This is a genomic window from Methylobrevis albus (assembly GCF_015904235.1).
Classification (GTDB): Bacteria; Pseudomonadota; Alphaproteobacteria; order Rhizobiales; family Pleomorphomonadaceae; genus Methylobrevis_A; species Methylobrevis_A albus.
Window position 1 is genome coordinate 40,479 of record NZ_JADZLT010000051.1, and the last position, 20,147, is coordinate 60,625.

At 70.1% G+C, this 20,147-nt stretch carries 14 protein-coding genes and 1 pseudogene; 13 read left to right on the top strand and 2 right to left on the bottom strand.

Annotated features, from left to right (window positions below):
- Positions 1-33: 33 nt before the first annotated feature.
- Positions 34-2,088 (bottom strand): cation:proton antiporter domain-containing protein, encoded by a 2,055-nt coding sequence (locus I5731_RS12680; RefSeq protein WP_197311773.1) that lies wholly within the window; start codon positions 2,086-2,088, stop codon positions 34-36.
- Between the two features lie 195 nt (positions 2,089-2,283).
- Here I5731_RS12680 and I5731_RS19795 point away from each other — a divergent pair.
- A pseudogene (locus I5731_RS19795) lies at positions 2,284-2,544 on the top strand (helix-turn-helix domain-containing protein); the annotation flags it as partial.
- A 136-nt stretch (positions 2,545-2,680) separates the two neighbouring features.
- On the opposite strand, the gene I5731_RS12690 reads toward I5731_RS19795, so the two are convergent.
- Positions 2,681-3,325 carry a TetR-like C-terminal domain-containing protein gene (locus tag I5731_RS12690; protein WP_197311775.1) on the bottom strand — a complete coding sequence of 215 codons (645 nt, stop codon included), beginning with the start codon at positions 3,323-3,325 and terminating at the stop codon, positions 2,681-2,683.
- 105 nt (positions 3,326-3,430) lie between these two features.
- Between I5731_RS12690 and I5731_RS12695 the strand changes: the two genes are divergently transcribed.
- The 12 genes from I5731_RS12695 (at position 3,431) to lpdA (ending at position 19,947) form a co-directional block, all read left to right on the top strand.
- The gene (locus I5731_RS12695; RefSeq protein WP_197311776.1) at positions 3,431-3,982 is read left to right on the top strand and encodes a hypothetical protein; all 552 of its coding nucleotides are present in this window, start codon (positions 3,431-3,433) and stop codon (positions 3,980-3,982) included.
- 99 nt (positions 3,983-4,081) lie between these two features.
- On the top strand, positions 4,082-7,498 hold the full coding sequence (locus tag I5731_RS12700) for an acyl-[ACP]--phospholipid O-acyltransferase (protein WP_197311777.1): 3,417 nt from the start codon (positions 4,082-4,084) through the stop codon (positions 7,496-7,498).
- Between the two features lie 191 nt (positions 7,499-7,689).
- A complete protein-coding gene (locus I5731_RS12705) occupies positions 7,690-8,142 on the top strand; it encodes an arsenate-mycothiol transferase ArsC (protein WP_197311778.1) in 453 nt (150 codons plus the stop codon).
- A gap of 120 nt (positions 8,143-8,262) precedes the next feature.
- A complete protein-coding gene (locus I5731_RS12710) occupies positions 8,263-8,766 on the top strand; it encodes a protease inhibitor Inh/omp19 family protein (RefSeq protein ID WP_197311779.1) in 504 nt (167 codons plus the stop codon).
- Between the two features lie 102 nt (positions 8,767-8,868).
- Positions 8,869-10,101 (top strand): cell division protein ZapE, encoded by a 1,233-nt coding sequence (gene zapE / locus I5731_RS12715; RefSeq protein ID WP_197311780.1) that lies wholly within the window; start codon positions 8,869-8,871, stop codon positions 10,099-10,101.
- Between the two features lie 257 nt (positions 10,102-10,358).
- Positions 10,359-11,324 carry a malate dehydrogenase gene (mdh, locus tag I5731_RS12720; RefSeq protein ID WP_197311781.1) on the top strand — a complete coding sequence of 322 codons (966 nt, stop codon included), beginning with the start codon at positions 10,359-10,361 and terminating at the stop codon, positions 11,322-11,324.
- 112 nt (positions 11,325-11,436) lie between these two features.
- Positions 11,437-12,636, top strand: a complete 1,200-nt coding sequence (sucC, locus tag I5731_RS12725) for an ADP-forming succinate--CoA ligase subunit beta (protein ID WP_197311782.1) — start codon at positions 11,437-11,439, stop codon at positions 12,634-12,636.
- Positions 12,636-13,541 (top strand): succinate--CoA ligase subunit alpha, encoded by a 906-nt coding sequence (sucD, locus tag I5731_RS12730; RefSeq protein WP_197311783.1) that lies wholly within the window; start codon positions 12,636-12,638, stop codon positions 13,539-13,541. Before sucC ends, sucD begins: the two co-directional genes overlap by 1 nt.
- Positions 13,542-13,698: 157 nt before the next feature.
- Positions 13,699-16,677, top strand: a complete 2,979-nt coding sequence (locus tag I5731_RS12735) for a 2-oxoglutarate dehydrogenase E1 component (protein WP_197311784.1) — start codon at positions 13,699-13,701, stop codon at positions 16,675-16,677.
- Between the two features lie 81 nt (positions 16,678-16,758).
- A complete protein-coding gene (odhB, locus tag I5731_RS12740; protein WP_197311785.1) occupies positions 16,759-18,003 on the top strand; it encodes a 2-oxoglutarate dehydrogenase complex dihydrolipoyllysine-residue succinyltransferase in 1,245 nt (414 codons plus the stop codon).
- 11 nt (positions 18,004-18,014) lie between these two features.
- Positions 18,015-18,425 carry an MAPEG family protein gene (locus I5731_RS12745; RefSeq protein WP_197311786.1) on the top strand — a complete coding sequence of 137 codons (411 nt, stop codon included), beginning with the start codon at positions 18,015-18,017 and terminating at the stop codon, positions 18,423-18,425.
- Between the two features lie 118 nt (positions 18,426-18,543).
- Positions 18,544-19,947 carry a dihydrolipoyl dehydrogenase gene (lpdA, locus tag I5731_RS12750; protein WP_197311787.1) on the top strand — a complete coding sequence of 468 codons (1,404 nt, stop codon included), beginning with the start codon at positions 18,544-18,546 and terminating at the stop codon, positions 19,945-19,947.
- Positions 19,948-20,147: the final 200 nt, after the last annotated feature.

Here is a 20,147-nt window from a genome sequence, read left to right on the forward strand (position 1 = left end):
AAGGCTTGCCGTCGCGGGCGCAAGCGCCCCGTGTCAGCTCTCGGTGCGGCCGTCCCGCTGCGGCAGGATCGGCCCCGGCTCGGGCGTCACCGGACCGTCGTCGTAGACGCCGTCCGGCTCCGCCGCGCGCGAGGGCGCCGGCTCGGGCGCCGCCGGCGCGAGCGACGACTTCCGCCGCGGCCCGTCGAGCCGCGCCAGCATGCCGCGCGCGATCTCGCGCTCGCCCATGATGACGCTATCGGAGCCGAGCTTGCTGAGGTGCTCGACCTCGGCGTCGGTGTGGGCGCGGTTGCAGATCAGGATGCCGGCGTTGAGCTTGCGCGCCTGCTCCGTCACCTGGCCGGCCTCGAAGGCGTTCGGGATCGCGATCACGATGTTGCGTGCCCCGGCGACGTTGGCGAGCGCGAGCACGTCGGCACTCGCTGCGTTGCCGACCACCACCTCGACGCCCTTGTCGCGCAGCATGTCGACCCGCGAGTCGGCGTCCTCGATGACGAGGAACGGTTTGTCGTCCTCGATCAGCCCCTCGCCGACGATGCTGCCGACGCGGCCGTAGCCGACCAGCACCGTGTGATCCTTGAGCCGGGTCGGCCGGGCCGCCTCGGTGTCGTCGTCGCGCGGCTGCTCCTCGGCCGGCTCGGGCGGCGTTGCGACGGCCTCCGGCTCGGCCGGCGGCATAATGACCGGCTCGGCCGGGGCCGCGACGGTCTCGGTGGGCGCCGTTGCGACCGGCGCGGGCGCGGGCGCCTTCGCCGCGGCGGCGGGGGCCTTGGCGGTCGCTGCCGGGGCCTTGGTCGCCGTTGCCTTGGCAGCCGCGTCTCCCGTCGCGGCGGGCTTGGCGTCGAAGCGCTGCGCCGCCGCCTCGAGCCGGGCCTTGATCCGGTCGACGCCCAGGAACACCAGCGGGTTGAGCACGATCGAGATGATCGCGCCCGCGAGGATCAGGTCGCGCCCCTCCTCGGGCAAGAGGTTCAGGCCGACGCCGAGCTCGGCGAGGATGAACGAGAACTCGCCGATCTGCGCGAGGCTGGCCGAGATGGTCAGCGCCGTGCCGACCGTGCGGCGGAAGGCGAGCACGATCAGGAACGCGGCGAGCGACTTGCCGATCACGATGATGAACACCGTCGCGAGCACCGGCAGCGGACTGGTCACGATGATGGTCGGGTCGAACAGCATGCCGACCGAGACGAAGAACAGCACCGCGAAGGCGTCGCGCAGCGGCAGCGTTTCCTGCGCCGCCTGATGGCTGAGCTCGCTTTCGGCGAGGATCATGCCGGCGAAGAAGGCACCGAGCGCCAGCGACACGCCGAACATCTCGGCCGCGAAGAAGGCGACGCCGAGCGCGATGGCGAGCACCGCGAGGCGAAACAGCTCGCGCGAGCCGGTGTAGGCGATGCGGTGCAGCACCCAGGGGATCACCCGGCGGCCGACGACCAGCATGAGGCCGACGAAGGCAGCGACCTTCAGCAGCGTGACGCCGATGACGCCGTAGAGACCGAGGTCCATGCCGAGCGCGCGGCCAAGCCAGATCGCCAGCGGGTCGCGCGCCGCGGTGCCGTCGCCGGCGATGCTGGCAACCGCCGGGATCAGCACCAGCGCCATCACCATCGCGAGATCTTCGACGATGAGCCAGCCGACGGCGATGCGGCCGCGCTCGGTCTCGATCAGCCGCCGGTCCTGCAGCGCCTTCAGCAGCACGACGGTGGAGGCGACGGAGAGCGCGAGACCGAACACGAGGCCGCCGCCGAGCGACCAGCCGAGCATCGCCGACAGGCCCCAGCCGAGCAGGGTCGCAAAGCTCATCTGCGCCACGGCGCCCGGAATGGCGATGGCGCGGACGGAGAGCAGGTCCTTCAGCGAGAAGTGCAGGCCGACGCCGAACATCAGCAGGATGACGCCGATCTCGGCGAGCTGCGGCGCGAGGGTCTGGTCGGCGACGAAGCCGGGGGTATGCGGTCCGGACAGCACGCCGGCGATCAGGTAGCCGACGAGCGGCGGCATGCGCAGGCGCTGGGCAATGGCCCCCAGCGCGAAGGCGAGCACGAGGCCCACGACGATCGTTGAGATCAGAGTGGTCTCGTGCGGCATGCTGGGTACCCCTTCTTGGCTTTTGGCGCGCAGACCCCGGCGCGCGAACGAAATCCTCGAGGACGGCTCCACACAACGGGCGGACGCCCGGAACGAACCATGGACCGGCGCCGGATCGAATTCCGGACGCGCGCCCCTTGGAAGTTGGCGGAGAAGTCACCAAATTTGACTTATATCGACCAATATGGTTGATCTATGGCGGTCGTTCAAGAGCCAAATTCAATGAATCTGTTGCCAGAACAATGCCGTGCAGCCCGTGCGCTCCTCGATTGGACGCAGGCCGACCTTGCGGAAAAGGCGGATGTGTCGCGCAGCACCATCCGCGACTTCGAGGGGGGGCGGCACGAGTTGCACCGGGCGAGCGAGGCGCAGATCCGGCGGGCGCTGGAAGCGGGCGGCGTCGTCTTCGTCGATTTCGCCGACGTCGGCCCCGACGTCGGCCCCGGCGTCTGCCTGCGCGGCGGCGACAAGGCCGCGCCGACCTCGGCGGTCCCGGAGCGGGGCGAGCGAGCGGCGGACCCGGAGGCCGAGCCGCCCGTGCTGCGTCCCCGCCCGCCGCCGGCGCGCGCCTGACGCGGCGGCGACGCGCCGCCTAGCTTGGCGGTCCCTCCGCCTGTTCGGCCACCAGGCCGCGGCAGGCGGCCCGCACCACCAGCGCGATCTGCGCTTCGAGATGCGCCTGCGGCACCGCCACCAGCTTGCCCTCGAGCCCGAGCGCCAGAATGCCGTGCACCGCGGAAAACAGCGAACGGGCGAGCAGGCCGCGCCGTTCGGGGTCGAGGCCGGGCAGCAGGGCCGCGAGCGGCGCGTCGACGTGGACGAACAGCCCGATCTGGTCGGCGACCGACCAGTCGGGCAGGGCCTTCTCCGGCGCCATGCGGAACTCGAACAGCGCCCGCCACAGTGCCGTCTCGGCATGGGCGAAGCGGGCATAGGCGAGCGCCACCGCCTCCAGCCGGCGCACCGCGGCCTCCGTCCCGTCGGTCCCGGCGCCGTCGGCGCCCGCATCCGCCGCGGCCAGCGCCGCGTCGAGCCGCGCGAGGGTGCGCGAGCCGACGAGGAGCACGAGTTCGTCGAGATCGGCGACCAGCGTGTAGATCGCCCCCACCGCGCAGCCGAGCGTGGCGGCGAGGTCGCGCGCCTTCAACGCGCCGAGCCCGCCCCCGGCGATCGCCGCCTCGGCCGCTGCGATCAGCGCCGCGCGCTGCTCCGTCCGTCGCTGCGTGTCCTTTGCCATCGAGATCGGGTCCAGGGTTATGAACATCGTTCAAAAAAAGCTTGAACGATGTTCAGTTTCTGCTACGGTCGTCACATGAACGATGTTCATAGCAGAGGTTCGACCATGTTCAAGACGCTTTCCGCCTGGCTCGGCCTGTTCACCGCCCGTCCGGCCGCAACTGACCCCGCCGGCGACGCCGCGACGGCGGCCGCGCATCGCGCCGGTCAGCGCCGCCTCGAGGCCACCGCCGATGCGCTCGGCCGCGCTCGCGCCGCCCTCGGCATCGCCATGGCCGACGACGAGTGCCTGCTGCGCCGGCTGACCCGCCTCGAGGCCCGTGCGGCGGAACTCGAAGCCGCGCTCGCGACTTCTCCGGCAGGGGAGGCGGCGGTGATCGCCGCCGAGATCGGCCGCATCGCCGCCGAACGCGAAGCGGCGGAGCGGGCACGGCGGACGCTGGGCGTCGATCTCCGTAGGCTCACCGCCGAGACGCGCGACGCCGCCGCGGTGCATGCCGCGGAACTGCGCGCCGAGGGCGCCCGCCGCCGGGGCGAGCCGCCGCCGCGGGGCGGCTTCGGCCGGGTCGAGATGGGCCGCAGCTTCGAGGCGACCCTCGCCGACGCCGAGGCGACGCTCGCCCGGCTGCGCGCCCGCCGGACCGTCCACGGCGCCTGAGCCGCCGGCGCGGCGTGATCGGCGGCGCCCGACGGGTTGGCAATTCGGCAACCGGGCGCAGTTAGACTTCTCTTTGCAGTTTTCGGGGAATTTTTGACCATGATGGCCACACTGATCGCGTCGCGCCGGTTCGCACCGCTGTTCTGGTGCCAGTTCTTCTCGGCGCTGAACGACAATTTCCTGAAGAACGCGCTGGTCTTCCTGATCCTGTTCGTGCTCGCCGGGCCCGGCGCCGAGGCGCTCGTCACCATCGCCGGCGCGGTCTTCATCGCGCCGTTCTTCGTGTTCTCCGCCCTCGGCGGCGAACTCGCCGATCGCTACGACAAGGCGCTGGTGGCGCGCCGGCTGAAGTTCGCCGAGATCGGCGCCGCCGGTCTCGCCGTCGCCGGCTTCCTGCTGCACTCGGTACCGGTGCTGTTCGCCGCGCTGTTCGCCTTCGGCACGATCAGCGCGCTGTTCGGCCCGATCAAATACGGCATCCTGCCCGATCACCTTCGCCCCGCCGAGCTTCCCGCCGGCAACGCCCTCGTCGAGGCGGCGACCTTCATCGCCATCGTGCTCGGCACGCTGCTCGCCGGCATCGCCGGCACCGCCCAGCCAGTGCTGGTCGCCGTCGCGGTGATGGCCTTCTCGGTGATCTGCTGGATTTCCGCCCGCTTCATCCCGCCGACCGGCGAGGCCGCGCCGACGCTCGTCGTCGACCGCAACCTGTGGCGCTCGACCCGGCTGCTGCTCGCCGATCTCAAGGCCGACAGCCGCCTCTGGCGCGGCGGCATCATCGTCAGCCTGTTCTGGCTGATCGGCGCCGTCGTCATGGCGCTGCTGCCGAGCCTCGTCGGCAACGTGCTCGGCGGCGCCGAAAACGTCGTCTCGGCCTATCTCGTCGTCTTCGCCGTTTCGATCGCCATCGGCTCGGCGCTCGCCTCCTGGCTCTGCAACGGCCGCATCGTGCTGGTGCCGGTGCCGGTTGCGGCCGTGGTGATCGCGTTCGCCTGCGCCGACCTCGCCTGGACGCTGTGGGGTCACGTTCCGGTCGCCACCGGGCTTTCGATCGCCGAACTCAGCCAGCAGGCGATCGCCTGGCGCGTCGGCATCGACCTCGCGATCCTCGCGGTTGCCGGTGGCGTCTTCATCGTGCCGTCGTTCGCGGCGGTGCAGTCCTGGGCCCCGGTGGCGCGCCGCGCCCGCGTCGTCGCCGCCGTCAACGTGCTCTCCGCCGTCTTCATGGTGGCGGGCGCCGTGGTGATCGGCGGCCTGCAGGCGGCGGGTGCCTCGGTCGGCCAGGTCTTCGCGGTGCTCGCCGTCTTCACGCTGGCGAGTTCGGTCTGGGTCGCGAAGGCGACGCCGACCAGCCTGTTCGCCGACTTCGTCTTCGTCGTCTTCCGCCTCGTCTACCGCATGGAGGTGAAGGGCCTCGACAACATCGCCAAGGCCGGCCCCAACGCCATCATCGCCCTCAACCACGTCAGCCTGCTCGACGCCGCCGCGGCGCTGGCGATCCTCGAGAAGGACCCGGTGTTCGCGATCGACCAGGGCATCGCCAGGCGCTGGTGGGTGAAGCCGTTCCTGAAGCTCACCCGCGCCATGCCGCTCGACCCGACCAAGCCGATGGCGACCCGCACGCTGATCAAGGCGGTGCAGGCCGGCGAGACGCTGGTGATCTTCCCCGAGGGCCGCATCTCGGTCACCGGCAGCCTGATGAAGGTCTACGACGGCGCCGGCCTGATCGCCGAGAAGACGCAGGCGATGGTGGTGCCGGTCCGTCTCGAGGGGCTGGAGGCGACGCCGTTCTCCTACCTCTCCGGCAAGCAGGTCCGCCGCCGCTGGTTCCCGAAGGTCACCGTCACGCTGCTGGAGCCGGTGCGGCTCGAGGTGCCCGAGCACCTGAAAGGCAAGGCGCGCCGCCAGGCCGCCGGGGCCCGGCTCTACGGCATCATGTCCGACCTCGTCTTCCGCACCACCGACATCGATCGCTCGGCCTTCGCGGCGATCCTCGCCGCGGCGAAGACCGAGGGCGCCAGCCGGATCGCGGTCGAGGATCCGGTGTCGGGCAAGCTCACCTACCGCAAGCTGCTGATGGGCGCCCGCCTGCTCGGCGGCCGGTTCCAGGACCTCGCCGGCCCGGGCGAGGCGGTCGGCGTGATGCTGCCGAGCGCCAATGCCGCCGCCGCCACCGTGCTCGGCGTGATGTCGGCCGGCCGGGTGCCGGCGATGATCAACTTCACCGCCGGCGCCGCCAACGTGCTCGCCGCCTGCAAGGCCGCGAAGATCGGCACCGTCGTCACCGCGCGCGGCTTCGTCGAGAAGGCAAAGCTCGAAAAGCTCGTCGCCGAGATCGAGCAGGAGGTGGCGATCCTCTACCTCGAGGACGTCCGCGCCGGCGCGGGGCTCCGGGCCAAGCTCGACGCCTTCCTCAACTGGGACCGCGCGCGCCTCGCCCGCAGCGGTAACGACGCCGCGGCGATCCTGTTCACCTCCGGCTCCGAGGGTGCGCCGAAGGGCGTGGTGCTGTCCGGCCGCAACCTCCTCGCCAATGCAGCGCAGGCGGCGGCCCGGATCGACTTCGGCCGCGAGGACAAGGTGTTCAACGTGCTGCCGGTGTTCCACTCCTTCGGCCTGACGGTCGGCCTCGTGCTGCCGCTCGTCTCCGGCGTGCCGGTCTACCTCTATCCCTCGCCGCTGCACTACCGGATCGTGCCGGAGTTGGTCTACGCGTCGAACGCGACGATCCTGTTCGGCACCGACACCTTCCTCGCCGGCTATGCCCGCTCGGCGCACGCCTACGACTTCCGCTCGCTGCGCTACGTGCTCGCCGGCGCGGAGCCGGTGAAGGAGCAGACCCGCCGCACCTGGATGGAGAAGTTCGGCCTGCGCGTGCTCGAAGGCTACGGCATCACCGAAACGGCGCCGGTGCTCGCCATCAACACGCCGATGTTCAACCGCTTCGGCACCGTCGGCCGGATGATGCCGGGCATGGAGGCGCGGCTGGAAGCGGTCGACGGCATCACCGAGGGTGGCCGGCTCTACGTCCGCGGCCCCAACGTCATGCTCGGCTACGTCAAGGCCGACGCGCCCGGCGTGCTGCAGCCGCCCGAGGACGGCTGGCACGACACCGGCGACATCGTGACCATCGACGAGGAGGGCTTCATCACCATCCGCGGCCGCGCCAAGCGCTTTGCGAAGATCGCCGGCGAGATGGTGTCGCTCGCCGCCGTCGAGGCGCTGGCAGCCCAGCTCTGGCCGGATGCGCTGTCGGCGATCGTCGCCCGGCCCGATCCGCGCAAGGGCGAGCGGCTGGTGCTCGTCACCGAGAAGCAGGGCGCGACCCGGAGCGATTTCGCCGCCTTCGCCAAATCGCGCGGTGCCGCCGAATTGATGCTGCCGTCCTCGCTGATCGTCACGGAAAAACTGCCGATGCTCGGCAGCGGCAAGACCGACTATCCCGCCATTGCCGGCCTCGTCGCCGAGGCCGAGCGGCGGGATGCGCCACCCGCCGCCGCCGTCGCGGCGTCATGACGGCGACATCGGACAGGTTCATTCCGCCCCTGCGCCGGTGACCCGAGGGAACCGAATCGGGTGTTCGCCGCTTATGCGCCGGCGGGTGGGGCAACGTCCCCGGCCCGCCGACGCCCGGACGACGGGCCCCGCGCGCCAGCCGCGCCGGGGGCCCTGCGATCCGGTCGCGCACAACAGGCGGGAAACAGCACATGAAGCCGGTCGCGGTTCTTTTTCTCTGCGAAACCAACGCTGCGGCGAGCCTGATCGCCGAGTCCTATCTCAACGCCCGTGGCCTCGGGGCGCTGCGCGCCTTCAGCGCCGGCCGGGTTCCGGCCGCCGCCATGCTCGACGAGGCGCGCGAGACCCTCGCCGCCCGCGGCCTCGCCCACGCCGGTCTCGGCCCGAAGGACGTCTCGATCTTCACGCTCCCCGGTGCCCCGCCGGTGGACCTCGTCGTCGATCTGGTGCCGGAGGACGGCGTCGCCTCGGTGGTCGTGCCCGGCGTGCCGCGGCTGCGCTGGCCGATGGCCGAGGTCAGCCGCGTGCCGAAGCCGCTGCGCCGCCAGCTCTGCGAGGCACTGCTCGATGCCCTCGCCGTGCGCATCGAGTGCGATCTCGCCCGCTTCGGTACCCGCCGCGATAGTGCCGGGCTGGTCGCCTGACCGCGCGATGCGCGCCCGCTGCCGTCGATGCCCTCACCGAATCGTTCGATAGACGGGGCAGAAAACGGCGGCGGAAGCGTCTATGATGCGGCAAAACCATGTAATCCGGAGCGATTCGCCATGCGGCTTCTACCCCTCGCCGGACTCGTCTGCGTCCTCGTCCTCGGCGCCTGCGGTCGGTACTCCCCCGGCCCGACCGCCCAGGGCGTGCCGCCGCTGACCCCGGTGCCGACCACCTCGGTCCAGGCCCAGGCGCTGCCGCCGCCGGTGCCGGTCGAGCCGACGGTCGCGCCGATCGAAACCCCGGTCGACCCGGTCGCGCAGCAGCAGGCGGCGCTGGAAATCACGCGTCCGGCGCTGGTCGGGGCGTGGAAGCTCGCCTCGGGCGGCGAGAACTGCCAGCTCTTCATCAACCTCACCTCCTGGACCGGCGGCTACCGCGCCAATACCCGCGGCTGCGCCTCCGACGAGCTGAAGTCGATCGGTGCCTGGGACCTTTCCGGCAAGGAAGTGGTGCTGAAGGACGCGTCGGGTTCGCCGGTGGCGACGCTCTACGCCAACGCGCCGCAGCGCTTTTCGGGCCAGACCGCCGTCGGCGGCCGCGGCATCCAGTTCTTCCGCTGAGGCGCCGGCGGCCTTCCGGCAGCGGCGACCGGTCGTCTCGATGGTTGCATCGGCGCCTTGTGCGCTGCACAATCCGTCGATGCACACCGATCGCCCTGCCGCATGACCGCCGAACCGCGCGCCTCGGCCTTTGACGAGAGCCACACCCTGCGCACCGTCACCGGCGCCTACGACGCCCTCGCCGCGGCCGGCAGCATTTCGCCGGACCGCGCCCAGCGCGCCGTCGCCCACCGCCTCGACGCCCTCGCCGCCGCGCTGAAGGAGGCCCATCTCGCCTCCAAGAAGAGCGCGCTCGGCTGGCTGTTCGGCCGCAAGTCCGGCAGCGGCCCGTCGCCGATCCGCGGCGCCTACGTCTGGGGCTCGGTCGGCCGCGGCAAGACCATGCTGATGGACCTCTTCGTCGGTCTCGCCGAGGAGCCGAAGAAGCGCCGCGTCCACTTCCTCGAATTCATGGCCGAGGTGCACGAGCGCATCCACGCCGCGCGCAAAGCCGGCGAGAAGGACCCCGTCGAGGTGGTCGCCGCGGCGATCGCCGCCGAGGTGCGGCTGCTCTGCTTCGACGAGTTCTCCGTCACCGACATCGCCGACGCGATGATCCTCGGCCGCCTGTTCGGCAAGCTGTTCGATCGCGGCCTCGTGCTGGTCGCGACCTCGAACGTCGCCCCCGACGACCTCTATCGCGACGGCCTCAACCGCGGCCACTTCATGCCCTTCGTCGCCATGCTCAAGCAGCGGGTCGACGTGCTGAACCTCGATTCCCCGACCGACTACCGGCTGGAAAAGCTCGGCGCCGGCGACGTCTACCTGACCCCGCTCGGGCCCGAGACGGACGCCGCCTTCCGCGCGCGCTGGCGCGACGCCACCATCGCCGAGCCGTCGCCGGCCCTGCTCGAGGTCAAGGGCCGCAAGGTGCGCGTGCCGGCCGCCGCCGACGGCGCCGCGCGCTTCAGCTTCGACGACCTCTGTGTCCAGCCGCTCGGCGGCCTCGACTACCAGGCGATCGTCCGCGCCTACCACACGGTGTTCGTCGAGCACGTGCCCGTCATGGACCGCACCCGCCGCAACGACGCCAAGCGCTTCATCCTGCTCATCGACACGCTGTACGACACCGGCACCAAGCTCGTCGTCTCGGCCGCCGCCGAACCGGACGGGCTCTATACCGACAGCAGCGGCACCGAGGGCTTCGAGTTCGCCCGCTGCGCCTCGCGCCTGATCGAAATGCGCTCCGACGCCTATCTCGCCAGCCCGCGCCGGCTGGACGCGATCCGCGGCACCCCGGCCGCCGCCGATGAGGCCATAGAGGCCGCCCCGCCCCCCCGCGACGCCGCGGTCTGATGCATCGCTGCCATCTTCGCGCGATACTCTCCGCGCCGGTCACCTCGGGATCGGTTTGCCGGAACACCTTCCGTTAACGTCACGCTTCCTCCGATGCTGCGCTGCACATTTGCCGAGCCGCCGGTCGAAAGCTCGCGAAGCGGCGGGTTTTTGCGGTTTTGCGGCCCGTTGTTCTTGCACGCTGCGGACAATCGGGTTAGGTCAATCGAAACGGAAGCGGATTGAAATTCCCTTTACGTAAACGGAAGGTAGAGCGAATGGCGCGCAAGAAGATTGCTCTGGTCGGGGCCGGCCAGATCGGGGGGACGCTGGCGCATCTCATCGGGCTGAAGGAACTGGGCGACGTCGTCCTGTTCGACATCGCCGAGGGTGTGCCGCAGGGCAAGGCGCTCGACCTCGCCGAGTCGTCGCCGGTCGACGGCTTCGACGCCAAGCTGACCGGTACCCAGACCTACGAGGCGATCGCCGGCGCCGACGTCGTGATCGTCACGGCCGGCGTGCCGCGCAAGCCCGGCATGAGCCGCGACGACCTGCTCGGCATCAACCTCAAGGTGATGGAAGCCGTCGGCAAGGGCATCGCCGAGTTCGCCCCGGACGCCTTCGTGATCTGCATCACCAACCCGCTCGACGCGATGGTCTGGGCGCTGCAGAAGTTCTCGCAGCTGCCGAAGCAGAAGGTCGTCGGCATGGCCGGCGTGCTCGACAGCTCGCGCTTCCGCTATTTCCTCGCCGAGGAATTCGGCGTCTCCGTCGAGGACGTCACCGCCTTCGTGCTCGGTGGCCACGGCGACACCATGGTGCCGCTCACCCGCTATTCGACGGTCGCCGGCATCCCGCTGCCCGACCTCGTCAAGATGGGCTGGACCACCCAGGAGAAGCTCGACGCCATTGTGCAGCGCACCCGTGACGGCGGCGCCGAGATCGTCGCGCTGCTGAAGACCGGCTCCGCCTTCTACGCCCCGGCCGCTTCCGCCGTCGCCATGGCCGAGAGCTACCTGAAGGACAAGAAGCGCGTGCTGCCCTGCGCCGCCGCCCTCGAAGGCCAGTACGGCCTCTCGGACATGTACGTCGGCGTGCCGATCGTCATCGGCGCCGGCGGCGTCGAGAAGGTGATCGAGATCGAGCTCGAGGGCGAGGAAAAGACCGGCTTCGAGAAGTCGGTCGGCGCGGTCAAGGGGCTGATGGACGCCTGCGCCGCGATCCAGCCGTCGCTGAAGGGCTGACCGACAAAGTCGGCGGCCGGCGCCCGCGCGGCGCCGGCGCTGCCGCGAGGGATGCCCGCGACACCGTCGCGGGTGGGGATTTCCGGGGGTCTCCCCTCCAAGGGACGACGTTATGAACATTCACGAATATCAGGCGAAAGCCATCTTCAAGAAGTACGGCGTGCCGGTGAACGCCGGCGTGCCGGTGCTCTCCGTCGACGACGCCGAGACGGCGGCGAATGCGCTGCCCGGCCCGCTCTGGGTGGTGAAGAGCCAGATCCATGCCGGCGGCCGCGGCAAGGGCAAGTTCAAGGAAGCCGACGCCGGCGAAAAGGGCGGCGTGCGCCTCGCCAAATCCGCCGACGAGGCGGCGAAGTTCGTGCGCGAGATGTTCGGCAAGACGCTCGTGACCGTGCAGACCGGCCCGGCCGGCAAGCAGGTCAACCGCATGTACATCGAGGCCGGCTCCGACATCGAGAAGGAACTCTACCTCTCGATGCTGGTCGACCGCGAAACGAGCCGCATCGCCTTCGTCGCCTCGACGGAAGGCGGCATGGACATCGAGGAGGTCGCCCACTCGGCGCCTGAGAAGATCGTCACCTTCTCGATCGACCCGGTCACCGGCTTCATGCCGCACCATGGCCGCACGCTCGCCAAGGCGCTGCAGCTCACCGGCACGGCGGCGAAGCAGATCGGCCCGGTCGCCGAGAAGCTCTACGCCGCCTTCGTCGGCACCGACATGGCGATGCTGGAGATCAACCCGCTCATCGTCACCCCGGCCGGCAACGTCGTCGCCCTCGACGGCAAGGTGAGCTTCGATTCCAACGCGCTCTACCGCCATCCCGACATCGTCGAGCTGCGCGACGTGACGGAAGAGGACGACAAGGAGATTGAGGCGTCGAAGTACGACCTCGCCTACATCGCCCTCGAAGGCACCATCGGCTGCATGGTCAACGGCGCCGGCCTCGCCATGGCGACGCTCGACATCATCAAGCTCTACGGCGAGAGCCCCGCCAACTTCCTCGACGTCGGTGGCGGCGCCACCGAGGAGAAGGTCACCGCGGCGTTCAAGATCATCACCGCCGACCCCAACGTGAAGGGCATCCTCGTCAACATCTTCGGCGGCATCATGAAGTGCGACGTCATCGCCCGCGGCGTCATCGCCGCGGTGAAGACGGTCGGCCTGACCGTGCCGCTGGTGGTGCGCCTCGAGGGCACCAACGTCGAGGAAGGCAAGCAGATCATCCGCGAGAGCGGTCTCAACGTCATCCCGGCGGACGACCTGGACGATGCCGCCCAGAAGATCGTCGCCGCCGTGAAGGAAGCCGCCTGATGTCCATCCTGATCGACAAGTCCACCAAGGTCATCTGCCAGGGCATCACCGGCAAGAACGGCACCTTCCACACCGAGCAGGCGATCGCCTACGGCACGCAGATGGTCGGCGGCGTGACGCCGGGCAAAGGCGGCAGCACCTGGGGCGGCGCGGTCGACGGCGGGGTCGCACTGCCCGTCTACGACACCGTCGCCGAGGCGCGCGACGCCACCGGCGCCACCGCCTCCGTGGTCTACGTCCCGCCGCCCTTCGCCGCCGACTCGATCCTCGAGGCGATCGAGGCCGAGATCCCGCTCGTCGTCTGCATCACCGAGGGCATCCCGGTGCTCGACATGGTGCGGGTGAAGCGCGCGCTGATCGGCTCGAAGACCCGGCTGATCGGGCCGAACTGCCCGGGCATCGTCACCGCCGGCGAATCGAAGATCGGCATCATGCCGGCGAACATCTTCCGGCCGGGTTCGGTGGGCATTGTCTCGCGCTCCGGCACCCTCACCTATGAGGCGGTGTTCCAGACGACGCAGGAAGGCCTCGGCCAGACCACCGCCGTCGGCATCGGCGGCGATCCGGTCAAGGGCACCGAGTTCATCGACATGCTGGAGATGTTCCTCGCCGACGAAGCGACGACGTCGATCATCATGATCGGCGAGATCGGCGGCTCGGCCGAGGAGGACGCGGCGCAGTTCCTCGCCGACGAGGCGAAAAAGGGCCGCGCCAAGCCGATGGTCGGCTTCATCGCCGGCCGCACCGCCCCTCCCGGCCGCCGCATGGGCCATGCCGGCGCCATCATCTCCGGCGGCAAGGGCGGCGCCGAGGACAAGATCGCGGCGATGGAAGCCGCGGGCATCCGCGTCTCGCCGTCGCCGGCCCGGCTCGGCAAGACGCTGGTCGAAGTGCTGAAGGGCTGAGCCCCGGCCCGGCGACCTGAACGACCCTCATGGGAGGGCGCCGCCGACGCGGCGCCCCCGCCATACCGCCGGCACGGTGCCGGCGACATTCGACACCCTGCCGGCACGGTGCCGGCGACATTCGACGACGAGAGGCGGGGAGCCCCCCCGAACCGCCATGGCACGCCAGGACCAGAACGAGAGCTTCCTCCAGACTTCCTTCCTCTACGGCGCCAACGCCGGCTGGATCGAGGATCTGCACGCCCGCTACCAGGCCGACCCGGCCTCGGTCGACCCGGAGTGGCAGGCGTTCTTCGCCGCCCTCGGCGAGACGAAGGAGGATGTCGTCGCCGAGGCGCGCGGCGCCTCCTGGGAGCGGCCGAACTGGCCGATCGCCGCCAACGGCGAGCTGGTCTCGGCGCTCGACGGCAACTGGCCGAAGATCGAGGCGGAGATCGGCGCCAAGCTGAAGGCGAAGAACGAGGCGAAGCCCGTTCCCGCGCCCCCCGCCGACGTGCACCGCGCGACGCGCGACTCGATCGGCGCGCTGATGATGATCCGCGCCTACCGCATGCGCGGCCACCTCTACGCCAACCTCGACCCGCTCGGCATCGCCGAGGCGCGCGACCACGAGGAACTGCACCCCTCGTCCTACGGCTTCACCGAGGCCGACTACGACCGCAAGATCTACATCAACGACGTGCTCGGCATGGAGTACGCGACCATCCCCGAGATGATCGCGATCCTGAAGCGCACCTACTGCTCGACGCTCGGCGTCGAGTTCATGCACATCTCCGATCCGGTCGAGAAGGGCTGGATCCAGGAGCGCATCGAGGGCCCCGACAAGCAGATCAGCTTCACCCGCGAGGGCAAGCGCGCGATCCTCAACAAGCTGATCGAGTCCGAGGGCTTCGAGAAGTTCATCGACGTCAAGTACACCGGCACCAAGCGCTTCGGCCTCGACGGCGGCGAGGCGCTGATCCCGGCACTCGAGCAGATCATCAAGCGCGGCGGCGCGCTCGGCGTCAGCGACATCGTGATGGGCATGGCCCACCGCGGCCGCCTCAACGTGCTCAGCCAGGTGATGGCGAAGCCGCACCGGGCGATCTTCCACGAGTTCAAGGGCGGTTCGGCCGCCCCGGACGACGTCGAGGGCTCGGGCGACGTCAAGTACCACCTCGGCGCCTCGTCGGACCGCGAGTTCGACGGCAACAAGGTGCACCTGTCGCTGACGCCCAACCCGTCGCACCTCGAGATCGTCAACCCGGTGGTGCTCGGCAAGGTCCGCGCCAAGCAGGACCAGAAGGCGACGATCTGGGAAGACGACATCATCCCGCTGCGCGAGCGGGTGAAGGTGCTGCCGCTGCTCCTCCACGGTGATGCGGCCTTCGCCGGCCAGGGCGTGGTTGCCGAGTGCTTCGGCCTGTCGGGCCTGCGCGGCCACCGCACCGGCGGCTCGATCCACTTCATCATCAACAACCAGATCGGCTTCACCACCAATCCGCGCTTCTCGCGCTCGTCGCCCTATCCGTCCGACGTCGCCAAGATGATCGAGGCGCCGATCTTCCACGTCAACGGCGACGATCCCGAAGCGGTGGTGTTCGCGGCCAAGATCGCGATCGAGTTCCGGCAGAAGTTCCACAAGCCGGTCGTGATCGACATGTTCTGCTACCGGCGCTTCGGCCACAACGAGGGCGACGAGCCCGCGTTCACCCAGCCGCTGATGTACAAGAAGATCCGCAACCATCCCTCGACGCTGCAGATCTATGCCGAGAAGCTGGTCGCCGAGGGCGTCGTCACCGCCGCCGAAGTCGACGCCATGCGCGCCGCCTGGCGCGAGAAGCTCGACGGCGAGTTCGAGGCCGGCCAGCACTACAAGCCCAACAAGGCCGACTGGCTCGACGGCGTCTGGTCGGGGCTCACGGTCGCCGACAGCTTCGACGAGCAGCGCCGCGGCCGCTCCGGCGTCAACGTCGACGTGCTGCGCGACGTCGGCATCAAGCTCTGCACCGTGCCGGAGGGCTTCAAGGTCCACCGCACCATCCAGCGCTTCCTCGACGCGCGCCGCAAGATGATCGAGACCGGCGAAGGCATCGACTGGGCCACCGCCGAGTCGCTCGCCTTCGGCTCGCTGGCGCTCGCCGGCCACAAGATCCGCTTGTCGGGTCAGGACTGCGAACGCGGCACCTTCAGCCAGCGTCACTCGGTGCTCTACGACCAGGAGACCGAGCAGCGCTACATCCCGCTCGCCAACCTCGCGCCGAACCAGGGCCGCTACGAGGTCATCAACTCGATGCTCTCGGAAGAGGCGGTGCTCGGTTTCGAGTACGGCTACTCGCTGGCCCGGCCGAACGCGCTGACGCTGTGGGAGGCGCAGTTCGGCGACTTCGCCAACGGCGCGCAGGTGGTGTTCGACCAGTTCATCTCGGCCGGCGAGCGCAAGTGGCTGCGCATGTCGGGCCTCGTCTGCCTGCTGCCGCACGGCTACGAGGGCCAGGGGCCGGAGCACTCCTCGGCCCGCCTCGAGCGCTTCCTGCAGATGTGTGCCGAAGACAACATGCAGGTCGCCTACGTCACGACCCCGTCGAACTATTTCCACGTGCTGCGCCGCCAGCTGACCCGCGACTTCCGCAAGCCGCTGATCCTGATGACGCCGAAGTCGCTGCTGCGCCACAAGCGCGCGACCTCGAAGCTTTCGGAGCTCGGCGCCGACACCTCGTTCCACCGCCTGCTCTGGGACGACGCGCAGTCGAACCCGGACGCCGAGACCAAGCTCGTCGCGGACGACAAGATCCGCCGCGTCGTGCTGTGCTCGGGCAAGGTCTACTACGACCTCTACGAGGACCGGCTGAAGCGCGGCCTCGACGACGTCTACCTGCTGCGCGTCGAGCAGCTCTACCCGTTCCCGGCCAAGGCGCTGGTCGGCGAGCTCGGCCGCTTCCCGAACGCCGAGGTGGTCTGGTGCCAGGAGGAGCCCAAGAACATGGGCGCCTGGGCCTTCGTCGATCCCTACATGGACTGGGTGCTGCGCCAGACCGGCTCGAAGTCGCAGCGGCTGCGCTACGTCGGCCGTCCGCCGTCCGCCGCCACCGCCACCGGCCTGATGTCGAAGCACCTCGCCCAGCTGCAGGCCTTCCTCGACGAAGCCTTCGCCTGACCGGCGCGGCGGCCCGGTGTGGCCGCCGCCGTCCCTGACGACCATCCGCGCGCCGCGCGTCCCGAAAGAGAGCTGAAGACGATGGCTACCGAAATCCGCGTTCCGACCCTCGGCGAGTCGGTCTCCGAGGCCACCATCGGCCGCTGGTACAAGAAGGCCGGCGAGGCCGTGAAGGCCGACGAGCCGCTGGTCGAACTCGAGACCGACAAGGTCACGATCGAAGTGCCCGCGCCTGCCGCCGGCACCCTCGCCGAGATCGTCGTCGCCGACGGCGAGACGGTCGGCGTCGGCGCCCTGCTCGGCGTGATCGAGGCCGCCGGCGCCGCTGCAGCCCCCGCCCCGGCGGCCGCCAAGCCCGCCGCCGCCCCGGCGCCTGCCGCCCCGGCTGCGGCCCCGGCGCCCGCCGCGCCGGCTGCCAAGCCCGCCGCGACCACCATGCCGCCGGCCCCCGCCGCCGCCAAGCTGATCGCCGAGACCGGCGCCAGCGTCGAGGCCGGCTCGGGCAAGCGCGGCCAGGTGCTGAAGGAAGACGTGCTCGCCGCGATCAAGGCGGGCAGCGCCGCGCCGGCTCCGGCCGCCGCCGCCCCGGCCGCTCCGCCGCGCGCCGCGTCGGCGCCGGACGATGCGGCCCGCGAGGAGCGGGTGCGCATGACCAAGCTGCGCCAGACCATCGCCCGCCGCCTGAAAGACGCGCAGGCCACCGCGGCGATGCTGACCACCTTTAACGAAGTCGACATGACCAACGTCATGGCGCTGCGAGGCGCCTACAAGGACGTGTTCGAGAAGAAGCACGGCGTGAAGCTCGGCTTCATGGGCTTCTTCGTGAAGGCGGTGATCCAGGCCCTGAAGGACGTACCGGCGGTCAACGCCGAGATCGACGGCACCGACGTCGTCTACAAGAACTACTACCATGTCGCCGTCGCCGTCGGCACCGACAAGGGTCTCGTCGTGCCGGTGGTGCGCGACGCCGACCTCTTGTCGATCGCCGGCGTCGAGAAGGCGATCGGGGCGCTCGGCAGGAAGGCGCGCGACGGCCAGCTCAAGATCGACGACATGCAGGGCGGCACGTTCACGATCTCGAACGGCGGCGTCTACGGCTCGCTGATGTCGACGCCGATCCTCAACGCGCCGCAGTCGGGCATCCTCGGCATGCACAAGATCCAGGAGCGGCCGATGGTCGTCGGCGGCAAGATCGAGGCGCGCCCGATGATGTACCTCGCGCTGTCCTATGATCACCGCATCGTCGACGGCAAGGAAGCCGTCACCTTCCTCGTCCGCGTCAAGGAAGCGATCGAGGATCCGCAGCGCCTCGTGCTCGACCTCTGAGGGCCGCGGCGATGGAAGCCGGCGCGCTCGCCTCGCCGCTGCTGCCGCTGGTCGGCTGGAGCGTCGTCCTCCTGATCGTGCACGTGCTGCTGCAGTCCTCGGCGGCGACGCGCGAGTTCGGCCGGGCCTGGAACGCCGGACCGCGCGACGAGGCCCTGCAGCCCAAAAGCCCGCTCGCGGGCCGGGCGGCGCGGGCCTCGGCGAATTTCCGCGAGACCTATCCGGCCTTCCTCGGCCTCGCGCTCGCCCTCGCCGTTTCGGGCGAGGGCGGCGGCTGGGCTCTCGTCGGCGCCTGGACGTGGTTCGTCGCCCGCCTTGTCTACATCCCGCTCTATCTCGCGGGCATTCCCTATGTGCGCTCCCTCGTCTGGCTGGTCGCGATGGCCGGGCTCGGGATCATGTTCCTCGTGCTGGTGTTCTGACGCCGGCCCGTTCCGTGCGATCCCTGCGCGACACTGCGAAGTGGTGCCGCGGCCGGAACTCCGGCAGGATCGCGACGACAAACTCCCCTTCGGACCCGAAGAGACCCAAGAGGCTGAGATGTCCGCATATGATCTGATCGTCATCGGCACCGGACCGGGGGGCTACGTCTGCGCCATCCGCGCCGCCCAGCTCGGCATGAAGGTCGCCGTGGTGGAGAAGCGCAAGACGCACGGCGGCACCTGCCTCAACATCGGCTGCATCCCGTCGAAGGCGCTGCTGCACGCCTCCGAGCTGTTCGCCGAGGCCGGCCACGGCTTCAAGAAGCTCGGCATCGACGTCGGCACCCCGAAGCTCGACCTCGCCGCCATGATGGGCCACAAGGACGCGACGGTGGAGGCGAACGTCGGCGGCATCGCCTATCTCTTCAAGAAGAACAAGATCGAGCCCTTCATCGGCACCGGCCGCATCACGGCGCCGGGCCAGGTCTCGGTCACCGCCGAGGACGGCGGCGTGCAGGAGCTTTCCGCCAAGGCGATCGTCATCGCCACCGGCTCCGACGTCGCCGGCCTGCCGGGCATCACCATCGACGAACAGCGCGTCGTCTCCTCGACCGGCGCGCTCGCGCTCGCCGAAGTGCCCGAAAAGCTCCTCGTGATCGGCGCCGGCGTGATCGGCCTCGAGCTCGGCTCGGTGTGGAGCCGGCTCGGCGCCAAGGTCACCGTCGTCGAATATCTCGACCGCATCCTGCCGGGCATGGACGGCGAGGTCGCCAAGCAGTTCCAGCGCATTCTGGCGAAGCAGGGCTTCGACTTCCGCCTCGGCGCCAAGGTCACCGGCGTCGCGGAAGCCGACGGCGGCCTCGGCGTCACCGTCGAGCCGGCAGCGGGCGGCGAGGCCGAGACGATCGCGGCCGACGTCGTGCTGGTCGCGGTCGGCCGCAAGCCCTACACCGACGGCCTCGGCCTCGAGGAGGTCGGCGTCAAGCTCGACGGCCGCGGCCGCGTCGAGACCGACGGCCACTACAAGACCTCGGTCGATGGCATCTATGCGATCGGCGACGTCATCGTCGGCCCGATGCTCGCCCACAAGGCCGAGGACGAGGGCATCGCGCTCGCCGAGATCCTCGCCGGCCAGGCCGGCCACGTGAACTACGACGTCATTCCGGGCGTCGTCTACACCATGCCGGAGGTCGCCTCGGTCGGACGCACCGAGGAGGAGCTGAAGACCGCCGGCATCGCCTACAACGCCGGCAAGTTCCCCTTCACCGCCAACGGCCGCGCCAAGGCGACGCTGCACACCGACGGCTTCGTCAAGGTGCTGGCCGATGCCGAAACCGACCGCGTGCTCGGCGTCCACATCGTCGGCGCCGGCGCCGGCGAGCTGATCCACGAGGCGGCGGTCCTGATGGAATTCGGCGGCTCCGCCGAAGACCTCGCCCGCACCTGCCATGCCCATCCGACGATGTCGGAAGCGGTCAAGGAAGCCGCCCTCAACGTGGACAAGCGCGCGATCCACATCTGAGGGGGCTGCGGACGCTGCAGATCGTCGCTGCTGGAGTCCTCCGCCTATCAATGCGTCATCGCCGGGCTTGACCCGGCGACCCACTGGCACCGCTGCGGATGACGCGCCGGGGAGAAATAATTCAGCCAGTGTAAGCAGATAGAGCGCTGCGAGCGGCGCGGCCATTGGGTTGCCGGGTCAGGCCCGGCAATGACGGCGGA